The following is a 14,616-nucleotide window of genomic DNA, read 5'->3' as shown; positions in this document are numbered from 1 at the left end:
GATGAATCAGCCAATCCTCACTCCCGCCCTCACCGCGCTGCTCAAGGAATGGCTGCCGCAGCAGCGGTGGTTTCCGGTCAAGACCCCCGATTTCGACGTCTCCCAGGCGGGCAGCCTGGGGCTGACGGACCCCAGCGGACATGCGGCGCTGGCAGTGTTCCTCCTCAACATCACCACGGAGGGCCCCGACGGCGGCCCGCGCACCGCGGTGGTCCAGGTTCCCTTGAGCTTCCGGCCGGCACCGGCCGGTGGGATGGAGCGGGCCCTGGTGGGCAACGCCGCGGGAATGGATCCCACCCGCCCCTGGGTCTACGACGCCGTCCACGACCCCGACTTCGTGGGCGCGTGGCTGGAGCTCATCCGGCAGCAGGAAAAGGCCGCCAGTGGCACCGCCAAGGGGTTCCGGGTTGACGGTCCGTACCGATTGCCCACGGCCAAGGGCGTGGTGAAGGTGCTCTCCGGTGAGCAGTCCAACAGTTCCGTCATGGTGGACGACGGCGAATCGGCCGCCATGGTGAAATTCTTCCGGGTGCTTTCGGACGGCACCAACCCCGAGATTGAAGTGGGTGCTGCCCTGACCAAGGCCGGCACCTCCGAGGTCCCCGCCACCCTCGGCTGGGTCAGGGGGGAGTGGCTCGGACAGGGCGCGAAGGGGAACCAGGGCAAGACCGCCGGCGGCGGCAGCGGTACGAGGTATGTCCAAGGTGAGCTTGCCGTGGCCCACGAGTTCCTCGCCGGCGGCCGGGACGCCTGGCGGCTGGCGGTGGACGCTGCGCGCTCGGGCAGGGACTTCACGTCGGAAGCGCGGGCCCTTGGCGCGGCAACGGCGACGGTGCACAAGCGCCTGGCAGAGGCCCTGGGGCAATCAGCCAAGCCTGAACCGGGCAAGGGGGCAGGACCTGCTGTTGCCCAGCGTGTCCGCACCGCCTGGGCTGAAGCCCGTGCCGCCGTCGGGCCTTACGACGATGCCCTGGAGACCCTGCTGGCCGACCTGGACAAGACTCCAGCCGGGCCGCTTCAGCGCATCCACGGGGACCTGCACCTGGGCCAGATCCTCCTGGTGACCGGTCAATCCGGCGACGAGTCCCGCTGGGCCATCCTGGACTTCGAGGGTGAGCCGCTGCGACCCATCGCCGAACGGAACGTCCCGGACGTCCCCCTGCGCGACGTCGTGGGAATGCTTCGGTCCTTCGACTACGCAGCCGGAGCAGCCCAGCGCGAACAGGAAGGCGCGCAAGTCCCGGAAAACTGGGTGGACGACTGCGCCGACGCTTTCCTGCAAGGGTATGCCGGGGTCATTCCCGGCACGGTGGACCGGACCTCGCCGCTGTTTGTGGCATTGTGGCTGGACAAGGCGCTGTACGAAGTTGTTTATGAAATGCGGAACAGGCCCGACTGGGTGGCGATTCCAGTAAACGCCTCCAGACGGCTCCTGGGCAGCAATGGTGCCGGCGGGTCCGCCGGTGCAGCATCGGAAGGTAACGAAATGACAGGCTCAGCACGAACTGACCGCCCGGGGGTGCCCCTGCACGTGGATGAAGGCACCTTGGGCAGGATCGCGAACGGTGAACACCACGCCCCCCACTCCGTCCTGGGCGCGCATCTGGACGACTACGGGCATGTCACCATCCGCACCGTGAAGCACCTCGCCGAAGCAATCACCGTGGTCACCCAGGCCGGTGAAGTCCCCATGCAGCACGAGGCCCACGGCGTGTGGGTTGCCGTCCTGGAACCGGTGGAGCAGGGACACGTTCCGGATTACCGGCTCTCGGTCACCTACCCGGGCAAGGAGCCGGTGACGGTTGATGAGCCGTACCGCTACCTGCCCACCGTGGGTGAAGTGGACCTGCACCTCATCGGCGAAGGCCGGCACGAGAAGCTGTGGACGGTGCTGGGCGCCCACGTCCAGCACTACAAGTCCTCGCTCGGGGACGTCGACGGTGTTTCCTTTGCTGTGTGGGCCCCCAATGCACAGGCCGTCCGCGTCAAGGGCGACTTCAACGCGTGGGATGGCCGCGAGAACTCCATGCGCTCGCTGGGATCCTCCGGTGTCTGGGAAGTCTTCATTCCCGGCGTTGCGGCAGGGGCCTGCTACAAGTACGAGATCCTGACCCGGGGCGGCTACTGGGTTGAAAAGGCCGATCCGCTGGCGTTCGGCACCGAAGTTCCCCCGTTGACCGCGTCCCGGGTGGTGGAGCCCTCCTACGCCTTCAAGGACGACGAGTGGATGGAAGCGCGCAGCAAGCGCGACCCGCACAATTCGGCCATGAGCGTCTACGAGGTGCACCTCGGATCATGGCGGCTGGGCCTTGGCTACCGCGAACTCGCCAAGGAACTGGTGGAGTACGTGAAGTGGCTCGGATTCACCCACGTTGAATTCATGCCTGTGGCCGAGCACCCTTTCGGCGGTTCATGGGGTTACCAGGTCACGTCCTACTACGCCCCCACGTCCAGGTTCGGCCACCCGGATGAGTTCCGCTACCTGGTGGACGCCCTCCACCAGGCCGGCATCGGCGTGCTGCTGGACTGGGTGCCGGCGCACTTCCCCAAGGATTCCTGGGCCCTGGCCCGGTTCGACGGGGAGCCGCTGTACGAGCACTCCGATCCCGCCCTCGGCGAACACCCCGACTGGGGCACCCTCATTTTCGATTTCGGCCGCACGGAGGTCCGGAACTTCCTGGTGGCAAACGCCCTTTACTGGCTGGAGGAGTTCCACATTGACGGCCTGCGTGTGGACGCGGTTGCCTCCATGCTCTACCTGGATTACTCGCGCCAGGAAGGCCAGTGGCGGCCCAACCGCTTTGGCGGCAGGGAGAACCTGGAAGCCATCTCCTTCCTGCAGGAAGTCAACGCCACCGTTTACAAGACCCACCCTGGTGCTGTGATGATCGCGGAAGAATCCACGGCCTTCCCGGGCGTCACTGCGCCCACCAGCCACGGCGGCCTGGGCTTTGGCCTGAAGTGGAACATGGGCTGGATGCACGATTCGCTCAAGTACATCTCCGAGGACCCCTACAACCGCAGGTGGCACCACGGCACCGTGACGTTCTCCCTGGTGTATGCCTTCACGGAGAACTTCCTGCTGCCGATCAGCCACGACGAGGTTGTCCACGGCAAGGGTTCCATGCTCCGCAAGATGCCCGGCGACCGGTGGCAGCAGTTGGCCAACCTCCGCGCCTTCTTTGCCTACCAGTGGGCGCATCCCGGCAAGCAGCTCATCTTCATGGGTACTGAGTTTGGCCAGGAAGCCGAATGGTCGGAGCAGCACGGCCTGGATTGGTGGCTCGCGGATATCCCTGCACACAGGGGACTGCAGTTGCTGACGAAGGACCTGAACGAGCTGTACGCGTCCACGCCGGCCCTGTACACGCAGGACAACGTTCCCGCCGGATTCCAGTGGATCAATGGTGGCGACGCCGATCGGAACGTCCTGTCGTTCATCAGGTGGGACACCGACGGCAACCCGATCGTCTGCGCCATCAACTTCTCCGGCGCACCGCATGTTGGCTATACCCTGGGCGTCCCGTCGGCCGATGCCTGGACGGAGGTCCTGAACACGGACCACACCACGTACGGGGGCTCCGGCGTGCTGAACGAAGGTGAACTGAAGGCGACGGATCACGGACAGGATGGCCAGCCAGCCACGTTGACCGTCACCTTGCCGCCGCTGGGCGCGTCCTACTTCAAGCCGGGTGCAGCATCGGCTGACTGATCGGGTCCGGCTTTCAGCAAGCCGGAACTGAGTAAGCGAAAGGCCCGGAATCCGCGTGATTCCGGGCCTTTCGGCAGCTTTGGGGAGGCTCGTTCAGAGTGGAGTGGCAATCCCGAAAGACTGGTGGTACAGTTTATTTCCGCGCTGCTCCACGGAGTCAGACGGAAAACACGATCCCCTCAAGCTTATGCTGAGGATGGTCGCGGACTCTGGTTTGACACGCAGGATGTCAGCGGGTAAGTTTGAAAAGTTGCTCCGGAGCGATCCTGAACGTTGGTTTGGGTGGTGCCGGGTGTGTCTGTTGTTTGAGAACTCAATAGTGTGCCAAGTTTGTTGATACCGATTATGTATGTAATTGGTTGATTGTGCTGTGCCGCCACCCCGTGGTGTGCATGGTGTTTTTAGCTGGTTTCAAATTTTGTGCAGCCTTTGTCGCCGTTATTTCCGGTGGTTTTGGTTGTGTCTGTTTGTTTTCAACGGAGAGTTTGATCCTGGCTCAGGATGAACGCTGGCGGCGTGCTTAACACATGCAAGTCGAACGATGAAGCCCACTTGTGGGTGGATTAGTGGCGAACGGGTGAGTAACACGTGAGTAACCTGCCCTTGACTCTGGGATAAGCCTGGGAAACTGGGTCTAATACCGGATATGACCTTCCATCGCATGGTGGTTGGTGGAAAGCTTTTGTGGTTTTGGATGGACTCGCGGCCTATCAGCTTGTTGGTGGGGTAATGGCCTACCAAGGCGACGACGGGTAGCCGGCCTGAGAGGGTGACCGGCCACACTGGGACTGAGACACGGCCCAGACTCCTACGGGAGGCAGCAGTGGGGAATATTGCACAATGGGCGCAAGCCTGATGCAGCGACGCCGCGTGAGGGATGACGGCCTTCGGGTTGTAAACCTCTTTCAGTAGGGAAGAAGCGAGAGTGACGGTACCTGCAGAAGAAGCGCCGGCTAACTACGTGCCAGCAGCCGCGGTAATACGTAGGGCGCAAGCGTTATCCGGAATTATTGGGCGTAAAGAGCTCGTAGGCGGTTTGTCGCGTCTGCCGTGAAAGTCCGGGGCTCAACTCCGGATCTGCGGTGGGTACGGGCAGACTAGAGTGATGTAGGGGAGACTGGAATTCCTGGTGTAGCGGTGAAATGCGCAGATATCAGGAGGAACACCGATGGCGAAGGCAGGTCTCTGGGCATTAACTGACGCTGAGGAGCGAAAGCATGGGGAGCGAACAGGATTAGATACCCTGGTAGTCCATGCCGTAAACGTTGGGCACTAGGTGTGGGGGACATTCCACGTTTTCCGCGCCGTAGCTAACGCATTAAGTGCCCCGCCTGGGGAGTACGGCCGCAAGGCTAAAACTCAAAGGAATTGACGGGGGCCCGCACAAGCGGCGGAGCATGCGGATTAATTCGATGCAACGCGAAGAACCTTACCAAGGCTTGACATGAACCAGACCGCCGCAGAAATGTGGTTTCCCCTTTGGGGTTGGTTTACAGGTGGTGCATGGTTGTCGTCAGCTCGTGTCGTGAGATGTTGGGTTAAGTCCCGCAACGAGCGCAACCCTCGTTCCATGTTGCCAGCGGGTAGTGCCGGGGACTCATGGGAGACTGCCGGGGTCAACTCGGAGGAAGGTGGGGACGACGTCAAATCATCATGCCCCTTATGTCTTGGGCTTCACGCATGCTACAATGGCCGGTACAAAGGGTTGCGATACTGTGAGGTGGAGCTAATCCCAAAAAGCCGGTCTCAGTTCGGATTGGGGTCTGCAACTCGACCCCATGAAGTCGGAGTCGCTAGTAATCGCAGATCAGCAACGCTGCGGTGAATACGTTCCCGGGCCTTGTACACACCGCCCGTCAAGTCACGAAAGTTGGTAACACCCGAAGCCGGTGGCCTAACCCCTTGTGGGAGGGAGCTGTCGAAGGTGGGACTGGCGATTGGGACTAAGTCGTAACAAGGTAGCCGTACCGGAAGGTGCGGCTGGATCACCTCCTTTCTAAGGAGCACCTACAACAACCGCCCGCTCAACGCATGTTGGTGGTGTGGTGTTGTCAGGAGTAAAGGCCCGTTGCACGGACGAATGTTTCGTGGCGGGTGCTCAAGGGTGGAATATCAACAAATAGGTGCCTGGTGGCACGGACCATTTGCTAGTACGGACTCTTCGGGGTTCAGGAACGTTGTGTGGTGTGTTGTCCTGGGTAGTGTTTGGCACACTGTTGGGTCCTGAGGCAACAGGACCATGTGGTGGCTCTCCGTTTGTGGGGGTTGCCGGGTGGGTTTGTTTGTTTCTGGTTTCCCTGCCATGACGGTTCACGCGCTTTGTGTGTGTGTGGGGTGTGTGGTGTGGGGTTGTTGTTTGAGAACTACATAGTGGACGCGAGCATCTTGTATAAGAAGCAATTTCCAAGATATTTGAACCTGGATCTGGTTCGTGTGCCTTTTGGGTGTGCGGGACAGTTTCTGTGGTTCTCTCGAGTGAGCTTGTTTTTGATCTTTGTGGTCAAGTTTTTAAGAGCACACGGTGGATGCCTTGGCATTAGGAGCCGAAGAAGGACGTAGGAATCTGCGATAAGCCTGGGGGAGTCGATAACCGGACTGTGATCCCAGGGTGTCCGAATGGGGAAACCCCGCCAAGCGCGCGAGTGACTTGGTGACCCGTACCTGAACACATAGGGTGCGTGGGGGGAACGCGGGGAAGTGAAACATCTCAGTACCCGCAGGAAGAGAAAACAATAGTGATTCCGTTAGTAGTGGCGAGCGAACGCGGATCAGGCTAAACCGTTCCATGTGTGATAGCCGGCGGGCGTTGCATGGTCGGGGTTGTGGGACTTTCCATACCAGTTCTGCCGGGCTGGTGGGGTGTGATGTGCGCGCATAGGTGAACGGTTTTGAAAGGCCGGCCAGAGAGGGTGTTAGTCCCGTAACCGTAATGTGTTTGTACCGCCCGTGAGAGTATCCCAAGTAGTACGGGGCCCGAGAAATCCCGTGCGAATCTGTCAGGACCACCTGATAAGCCTAAATACTCCCTAATGACCGATAGCGGACCAGTACCGTGAGGGAAAGGTGAAAAGTACCCCGGGAGGGGAGTGAAACAGTACCTGAAACCGTGTGCTTACAATCCGTCGGAGCAGCCTTGTAGTTGTGACGGCGTGCCTTTTGAAGAATGAGCCTGCGAGTTAGTGTTACGTCGCGAGGTTAACCCGTGTGGGGCAGCCGTAGCGAAAGCGAGTCTGAATAGGGCGTGTGAGTGGCGTGATCTAGACCCGAAGCGAAGTGATCTACCCATGGCCAGGTTGAAGCGACGGTAAGACGTCGTGGAGGACCGAACCCACTTCAGTTGAAAATGGAGGGGATGAGCTGTGGGTAGGGGTGAAAGGCCAATCAAACTTCGTGATAGCTGGTTCTCCCCGAAATGCATTTAGGTGCAGCGTTGCGTGTTTCTTGCTGGAGGTAGAGCTACTGGATGGCTAATGGGCCCTACAAGGTTACTGACGTCAGCCAAACTCCGAATGCCGGTAAGTGAGAGCGCAGCAGTGAGACTGTGGGGGATAAGCTTCATAGTCGAGAGGGAAACAGCCCAGACCACCAACTAAGGCCCCTAAGCGTGTGCTAAGTGGGAAAGGATGTGGAGTTGCCCAGACAACCAGGAGGTTGGCTTAGAAGCAGCCACCCTTAAAAGAGTGCGTAATAGCTCACTGGTCAAGTGATTCCGCGCCGACAATGTAGCGGGGCTCAAGTACACCGCCGAAGTTGTGGCATTCACACATGTTCTAAGCCGTCATGGTTCAGGAGTGTGGATGGGTAGGGGAGCGTCGTGTGGGCGGTGAAGCTGCGGTGTAAACCAGTGGTGGAGCCTACACGAGTGAGAATGCAGGCATGAGTAGCGAAAGACGGGTGAGAAACCCGTCCGCCGAATGATCAAGGGTTCCAGGGTCAAGCTAATCTGCCCTGGGTAAGTCGGGACCTAAGGCGAGGCCGACAGGCGTAGTCGATGGACAACGGGTTGATATTCCCGTACCGGCGAAAAACCGCCCATGCTGAGCGGGGGATACTAACTGCCCGAAACCTGCCCGACACCCCTTGTGGGTGAAGGGTTTTGGTGGAGCGCAGGACCTGATCCCGGGAGGCAAGCGTATTAACAGGTGTGACGCAGGAAGGTAGCCGAGCCGGGCGATGGTTGTCCCGGTCTAAGGATGTAGGGCGAATGGTAGGCAAATCCGCTGTTCATAGTGCCTGAGATCTGATGGGACCCCCGTTTGGGGGGATTTGGTGATCCTATGCTGCCGAGAAAAGCATCGACGCGAGGTTTTAGCCGCCCGTACCCCAAACCGACACAGGTGATCAGGTAGAGAATACCAAGGCGATCGAGAGAATTATGGTTAAGGAACTCGGCAAAATGCCCCCGTAACTTCGGGAGAAGGGGGGCCCCAACCTTGAACACCACTTGCTGGTGGGAGGGGATCGGGGCCGCAGAGACCAGGGGGAAGCGACTGTTTACTAAAAACACAGGTCCGTGCGAAGTCGCAAGACGATGTATACGGACTGACTCCTGCCCGGTGCTGGAAGGTTAAGAGGACCGGTTAGCCGCAAGGCGAAGCTGAGAATTTAAGCCCCAGTAAACGGCGGTGGTAACTATAACCATCCTAAGGTAGCGAAATTCCTTGTCGGGTAAGTTCCGACCTGCACGAATGGAGTAACGACTTCCCCGCTGTCTCAACCATAAACTCGGCGAAATTGCAGTACGAGTAAAGATGCTCGTTACGCGCAGCAGGACGGAAAGACCCCGAGACCTTTACTATAGTTTGGTATTGGTGTTCGGAGTGGCTTGTGTAGGATAGGTGGGAGACGTTGAAGCCCGGACGCCAGTTCGGGTGGAGTCATCGTTGAAATACCACTCTGGTCACTTTGGACATCTAACTTCGGCCCGTAATCCGGGTCAGGGACAGTGCCTGATGGGTAGTTTAACTGGGGCGGTTGCCTCCTAAAAAGTAACGGAGGCGCCCAAAGGTTCCCTCAGCCTGGTTGGCAATCAGGTGTCGAGTGTAAGTGCACAAGGGAGCTTGACTGTGAGAGAGACATCTCGAGCAGGGACGAAAGTCGGGACTAGTGATCCGGCGGTACATTGTGGAATGGCCGTCGCTCAACGGATAAAAGGTACCTCGGGGATAACAGGCTGATCTTGCCCAAGAGTCCATATCGACGGCATGGTTTGGCACCTCGATGTCGGCTCGTCGCATCCTGGGGCTGGAGTAGGTCCCAAGGGTTGGGCTGTTCGCCCATTAAAGCGGTACGCGAGCTGGGTTTAGAACGTCGTGAGACAGTTCGGTCCCTATCCGCTGCGCGCGCAGGAAATTTGAGAAGGGCTGTCCTTAGTACGAGAGGACCGGGACGGACGAACCTCTGGTGTGTCAGTTGTACTGCCAAGTGCACCGCTGATTAGCTACGTTCGGATGGGATAACCGCTGAAAGCATCTAAGCGGGAAGCTCGCTTCAAGATGAGATTTCCATACACATTTATGTGTGAGAGGCCCCCAGCCAGACCACTGGGTTGATAGGCCGGATGTGGAAGCGAGGACTAACGACTCGTGAAGCTGACCGGTACTAATAGGCCAACAACTTACACCACACAGAAAAACATTCTGCTTGCGTCCACTATGTGGTTCCCAACCAACAACCCCGAACACGGGCTTGTCTGGCAGGAACCAACCAACTGAATAACAACACCACAATGTTGTAACCACTGGTTTTCCCACCCCCGGCACTTTTTGAGGGGGAGCGGGTGAAAGGGTTACGGCGGTCATAGCGTGGGGGAAACGCCCGGTCCCATTCCGAACCCGGAAGCTAAGACCCACAGCGCCGATGGTACTGCACCCGGGAGGGTGTGGGAGAGTAGGTCACCGCCGGAACATCATTACAGTAGGGCCCTGACAATGAACGTCAGGGCCCTACAACTTTAACCACCGCACACCCATCCACCCCCAACCCCGGTGATCCAATCAGTCATGGACAGGGTGGCAGGGTCCCGCCGGGTAGGATGGTCCCTCATGAGCAGCATCTTCAGCCACGCGCAGGACCCTTTCGAAGAAGCCGGGCAGCCGGCAGTTGATCCCCTGGAACCTGTGGTGAACACCGTGGTTGTTCCGGGCCCAGTCGCCCGCGCTTTCGCCGGCTTCACCGACCACACCCACCTGTGGTGGCCCCTGGATCAGCACGGGGTGTACGGCGCCGCGTCCTACGTGGAGTTCGAAGAGAACCTGATCCTCGAAACGGCTGACGATGGCCGCACCACCATCTGGGGAACCCTGGATGACTGGCAGCCGCCCCTGTCCTTCCACGCCACTTGGCACCCCGGCACCACGGCGCTTTGGTCTACCGAGCTCCTGGTAGTGTTCCGGGCGGTGGATGCGGGTACCGAGGTCCGCGTCTTCCACGAAGGCTGGGAGGGCGCTGAGGACCCTGCTGCAGCACGACAGGAATATGCGGAGGCTTGGCCGCTTATCCTTGAGAAGTTTGCCCGGTTCATGGGCAGCGCAGCCTAAACTTCCTGCCTAAGCGCGCCGTGTGACCTCGACTGGCGGGACAGCCGTGCTGTTCCGGATCACGAACTCCGTGGGGAACTCCTGGTCCTGCGCTGCGGCCGCTGCCGTGCCGCCGTCGGAATCCCCGCCTGGCTTGTCCAGCAAAGCCAAGGCAGTGGTGGCCGCCAAGCGGCCCTGCCCCCGCGGATCCTGGTCGATTGTGGTGAGTCCGAAAGTCTCGGCAAGCTCGTGGCCGTCGATGCCCACGACAGAGAGGTCCTGCGGTACCTGCAGTCCAAAGTCGCGGGCCGCAAGCATGATGCCCACGGCCATCTCGTCAGAGGCCGCGAAGACTGCTGTAGGGCGTTCGGAACTGGTGCCCAGCAGCCGCCGGCCCGCCGCATAGGCGCCCTGGATGGTGAAGTCGGCCGTAGCGTTCCACTCCGGCTTCACTGTCAGCCCGGCTGAAGCCATGGCGGAGGCGAAACCCCGCTGGCGCAGCCGGGGGAGCTTGAAGTCGCGGTTCAGCTCTCCGTATCCCGTAATGTGCGCGATGCGGGTATGCCCCAGCCCAATCAGGTGGCGGGTGGCCAGGGCAGCCAGCCCCTCGTCGTCGATCCTGATCGTCGAGGCGCCCCGCAGCGCGCCGCCAATTCCCACGATGGGGCGGTGCACCGCCAGCAGCTGACCAATCTCGTCTTCGCTGAGCACCAGTGCCACGGCGATAACGGCGTCCAGGCGTTTCCGCAGCAGGAAGTCGTTCAGGATGCTGCTGCGCCGCTCCGGCTGCTCGCCCACGTTGTACAGGGTGAGGTCGTACCCCGCATCCAGCAGGGTCTCCGAGACGCCTTCCAGGACCGAAGAGAAGTACCAGCGTTGCACGTTGGGCACCACCAGCCCAATGTTGTGGTTGCGCCCGGACGCGAGGCTGGACGCATGGTAGGACGGGACGAACCCCAGTTCCTTGGCCGCGTCCTGCGCGAGGCGGCGGCTCCTGGCCGAGACGTTGGATTTTCCGCTCAGTGCCCTGGACACGGTGGCCACCGACAGGCCGGCCCGGCTGGCAACTTCCTTGATACCCGCCATAGTCGTCAGTCTGCTGCGATGAGGTCCGGCCCCAGCTCTATCCATGCCGTCTCACCGGAGGCAAGGGCATGGGTGGTCTCTGCGGGGAGGCTGCGGATCAGCACGTGGCCCGCCGGCATGTCCAACGGCTCATGGTTCAGGTTCATGAGGACCAGCGTAGTGCCGTTCAGGTAGGCCAGGGACGAACCCGTGCACCAGTCTTCCGCCCAGGACAATGATCCCCTGCCCAGGTTCAGCTTCCGGCGCCATGCCAGGGCGTCACGGTACAGGGAGAGGTGCGACGACGGCGATTCCGCCTGCAGATCACGCGCCAGCGCTTCAAACGAGGCAGGAATGGGCAGCCACGGATCTTCCCCCGCGCCAAAGCCCAAGTGCTGGTCCCCTGCCCGCCAGGGCAGCGGCACCCGGCAGCCGTCCCGGCCAAGCCGCTGGCCTCCGGTCCGGCCGAATGTCGGATCCTGGCGGAGGTGGCCCGGAATGTCGATGCCGTCCGGCAACCCGAGCTCTTCCCCCTGGTAGAGGTATGCGGCACCGGGCAGGCCCAGCATGAACAGTGAGGCGGCGGCCGCGCGGCGGCGGCCAAGGGCTTCGTCCGGCTGCGGGTCTGCCAAACCAATACCGTCTCCGTCCCGTGGACCCTGGCCGTTGTAGCCGAAGCGGGTGGCATGGCGGACCACGTCGTGGTTGGAAAGCACCCAGGTACTCGGGGCCCCAACACCGTCAAGGACCGTCAGGGAGTCCGTGATGACAGAACGCAGCCGGTACACATCCAGGCCCGCGTGCAGGTAAGGGAAGTTGAAGGCCTGATGCATCTCGTCGGGCCGCACCCAGTGCGCCAGCCGCTGCAGGTCGACGCTTGCCTCGGCGCAGAGAATCCGGTCCGGTCCGTATTCGTCCAGGAGGAACCGCCACTTCCGGTAGATGTCGTGGACGCCGGGTTGCCCGAACATCGGTGCCTCGTGCCCGGGGTACCCCTCGCTGCTGCCGCCGTCAGCACGTCCACCCCATCCCGGGAGGCCCGGCGCTTTGACCAGGGCATGGGCCACGTCCACCCGGAACCCGGAGACCCCGCGGTCCAGCCAAAAGCGGAGCACCCGCTCGAACTCTGCGTGGACGGCGGGGTTGTCCCAGTTGAAGTCCGGCTGGGAGGAATCAAAGAGGTGCAAGTACCACTGGCCGGGCTGGCCGTCAGGCGTCGGCACGCGCGTCCAGGCGGGCCCGCCAAAGTGGGACTGCCAATTGTTCGGCGGTTCCTGTCCGTCAGGTCCGGTCCCGTCGCGGAAGATGAACATGTCGCGTTCGGGGCTTCCGGCCGGTGCTGCAAGGGCTGCCTGGAAGGCCGGGTGCTGGTTTGAGCAGTGGTTGGGCACCAGATCCACGATCACCCGCAGTCCCAGCCTGTGTGACTCAGCCATCATGACGTCGAAATCGCCGAGCGTGCCGAAGATGGGGTCCACGTCGCAGTAGTCGCTGACGTCGTACCCGGCATCGCGTTGCGGGGAGCGGAAGAAGGGGGACAGCCAGACGGCGTCCACCCCCAGGTCGGCGAGATGCGGCAGTTCCTCGGTGATTCCTGCCAGGTCGCCCACGCCGTCGCCATTCAGGTCCCGAAAGGACCGGGGGTACACCTGGTAGATCACGGCAGACCGCCACCAGCCCGGGGCGGGATCGGCGGCATGGATGAGGGTGAGTGGGCCAGCGGAGGCGGAAGTGTCGTGGATCACAGTTTCGACGGACATGGAAGTCAGCATAACCGTGGACGGCGATTTAATGAAAACGCTTCCATTACTATTTCATAGGCCAGCGAAGTGTTCTTTTCCGTCCGCCGAGTGAAAGGACTGGAAGCGGTTGCGGCACAGGATGTGCCGGGGTGCGGCGAAAATCACGCCCTAGACTGGAAAAATATGTCCAACGCCGGATGGAGGCTTTGTGGGAAGCATCGTTGACGAACTGGAAGCCGTCCTGGCTCAGGACCAGCTGGACGCGAGCGAGGTGTCGCGCCGCCGGTACGCGATCGATCAGGCGCCCGTCATCGACTTCCAGCTTCCGCTGGCCGTGGTGTTCCCTGAATCGGTGGCCGACGTCCAATCCGTGGTGAAGGTGTGCGCCGGCAGCGGAGTACCCATCGTTCCGCGGGGCGCCGGGACAGGCGTATCCGGCGGTGCCCACGCCACGAATAACTGCATCATCCTGTCGATGGAGCGGATGGACCGGATCCTCGCGCTGAACCCCGACGACGAAACAGCCGTGGTGGAGCCCGGCGTAGTCAATGCTGTCCTCAACGAAGCAGCCGCAGAGCACGGCCTCATGTACGCTCCGGATCCGGCAAGTTTCCGAAGCTCCACCATCGGCGGCAACGTGGCCACCAACGCAGGCGGCCTTCGCTGCGCTAAATACGGGGTCACCAGGGATTCGGTCCTGGCCCTGGACGTGGTTTTGGCTGACGGATCGCTCATCCATACCGGGCACCAGACCTTCAAAGGCGTGGCGGGCTACGACCTCACGGGCCTCTTCGTGGGGTCCGAGGGGACGCTGGGCATCGTCGTCGGAATTACCGTGCGGCTTAAGTACCTGCCCCGGGAAGTCCACACCGTGGCCGCGTTCTACCCGGATTTCCGGGTGGCTGCTGCGGGAGTCCTGGCCGTGGGCAGGGCACGCGTCCAGCCCGCCATCATGGAACTGCTCGACGGCGGGACGCTGGCCCAGCTCGACGACATTCACGGCTCCGACCTCAGTACCCGCGGAAAGTCCCTGCTGCTGATCCAGACGGACGGCTTCGGCGCGGCCGCCGAAGCCGACGTGGTGCGGCAGGTCCTGCGGGACGGGGGTGCCGCGGTGACCACCGAGGCCAGTGCCGAGGCGGAACGGCTGGTGGAGCTGCGGCGGCACAGCCGTGGCACCGAGGTGGACGACGAGTACCGCGTTGGCGAAGACGTGGCTGTTCCGAGGTCGCGCCTGGTGGATTACGTTGCCGCGCTCGAGGCCATGGCCGCCGCCCAGCAGGTGCACCTCAAAGTGGTGGCCCATGCAGGCGACGGCAACCTGCACCCAACGTTCTGGATCGACCGGCAGGGCCCGGACCTGGATGCCGGGGCCATGGAGCGGCTCCAGGCGGCCCTGGACGAGTCCATCACGGCGGCCCTGGCCATGGGTGGCACCATCACGGGGGAGCACGGGGTAGGGCAGTACAAGCTGCGGTGGCTGGGCCAGGAACAGCCGGAACCGGTCCGGGAACTCCAGCGCAGGATCAAGGACCTGTTCGATCCCGCCGGAATCCTCAACCCCGGCAAGGCTATTTAG

The 14,616-nt window shown here is 61.7% G+C and carries 5 protein-coding genes and 3 rRNA genes; 6 read left to right on the top strand and 2 right to left on the bottom strand.

Translation table 11 applies throughout. From position 1 onward, the window contains the following. Position 1: 1 nt before the first annotated feature. From FBY30_RS02630 to FBY30_RS02610, 5 genes are all read left to right on the top strand, one after another. Positions 2 to 3,712 carry a 1,4-alpha-glucan branching enzyme gene (locus FBY30_RS02630; RefSeq protein ID WP_142131117.1) on the top strand — a complete coding sequence of 1,237 codons (3,711 nt, stop codon included), beginning with the start codon at positions 2 to 4 and terminating at the stop codon, positions 3,710 to 3,712. A 473-nt stretch (positions 3,713 to 4,185) separates the two neighbouring features. Further along, positions 4,186 to 5,708: ribosomal RNA gene (locus FBY30_RS02625) — 16S ribosomal RNA — on the top strand. A gap of 502 nt (positions 5,709 to 6,210) precedes the next feature. Next, positions 6,211 to 9,338: ribosomal RNA gene (locus FBY30_RS02620) — 23S ribosomal RNA — on the top strand. Positions 9,339 to 9,501: 163 nt separating this feature from the next. After that, a 5S ribosomal RNA gene (rrf, locus tag FBY30_RS02615) occupies positions 9,502 to 9,618 on the top strand. The 16S, 23S and 5S rRNA genes sit together here, the layout of an rRNA operon. 138 nt (positions 9,619 to 9,756) lie before the next feature. Next, a complete protein-coding gene (locus FBY30_RS02610; RefSeq protein ID WP_142131116.1) occupies positions 9,757 to 10,251 on the top strand; it encodes a hypothetical protein in 495 nt (164 codons plus the stop codon). 9 nt (positions 10,252 to 10,260) lie between these two features. On the opposite strand, the gene FBY30_RS02605 is transcribed toward FBY30_RS02610, so the two are convergent. Together FBY30_RS02605 and FBY30_RS02600 are read right to left on the bottom strand one after the other, a co-directional pair. Next, positions 10,261 to 11,316: a LacI family DNA-binding transcriptional regulator gene (locus FBY30_RS02605; protein WP_142131115.1), complete on the bottom strand. Its 1,056-nt coding sequence runs from the start codon at positions 11,314 to 11,316 to the stop codon at positions 10,261 to 10,263. A gap of 5 nt (positions 11,317 to 11,321) precedes the next feature. Beyond that, positions 11,322 to 13,067 carry a glycoside hydrolase family 13 protein gene (locus tag FBY30_RS02600; RefSeq protein ID WP_142131114.1) on the bottom strand — a complete coding sequence of 582 codons (1,746 nt, stop codon included), beginning with the start codon at positions 13,065 to 13,067 and terminating at the stop codon, positions 11,322 to 11,324. Between the two features lie 178 nt (positions 13,068 to 13,245). Between FBY30_RS02600 and FBY30_RS02595 the strand changes: the two genes are divergently transcribed. Next, positions 13,246 to 14,616 carry an FAD-binding oxidoreductase gene (locus FBY30_RS02595; RefSeq protein ID WP_142131113.1) on the top strand — a complete coding sequence of 457 codons (1,371 nt, stop codon included), beginning with the start codon at positions 13,246 to 13,248 and terminating at the stop codon, positions 14,614 to 14,616.

This window comes from Arthrobacter sp. SLBN-83, from assembly GCF_006715285.1.
GTDB lineage: Bacteria > Actinomycetota > Actinomycetes > Actinomycetales > Micrococcaceae > Arthrobacter.
This window is presented reverse-complemented; position numbering and strand designations above follow the sequence as displayed.